This is a genomic window from Paenibacillus sp. EKM206P, from assembly GCF_011066155.1.
GTDB classification, from domain to species: domain Bacteria; phylum Bacillota; class Bacilli; order Paenibacillales; family Paenibacillaceae; genus Paenibacillus; species Paenibacillus polymyxa_D.
This window is the reverse complement of sequence record NZ_JAAMNQ010000135.1, coordinates 1-224: the sequence shown is the minus strand read 5'-3', so window position 1 is coordinate 224 and position 224 is coordinate 1. Positions and strand designations below refer to the sequence as shown.

Below are 224 nucleotides of genomic sequence, written 5' to 3'. Positions count from 1 at the left end.
GTTATTTCTATGGCATTCGCTCAGAACGGCAACTCGAGCGAGAAATTCAGACGAACCTAGCTTATCGTTGGTTTCTGAGGTTGGGCTTAACGGATAAAGTTCCGGACCATACGACGATTAGCTGGAATCGTCGTACTCGCTTTAAAGACACCACGATCTTTCAAGATATCTTCGATGAAATTGTGCTGCAGGCGATCTCTCACCGAATGGTGGGTGGGCGTGTT

Annotated in this window: 1 protein-coding gene; it reads left to right on the top strand. The window is 47.3% G+C overall.

All coding sequences use genetic code 11. From position 1 onward, the window contains the following. A partial coding sequence (locus tag G9G53_RS26105) for a transposase (RefSeq protein WP_165150926.1) occupies positions 1 to 224 on the top strand: 224 nt, incomplete at both ends.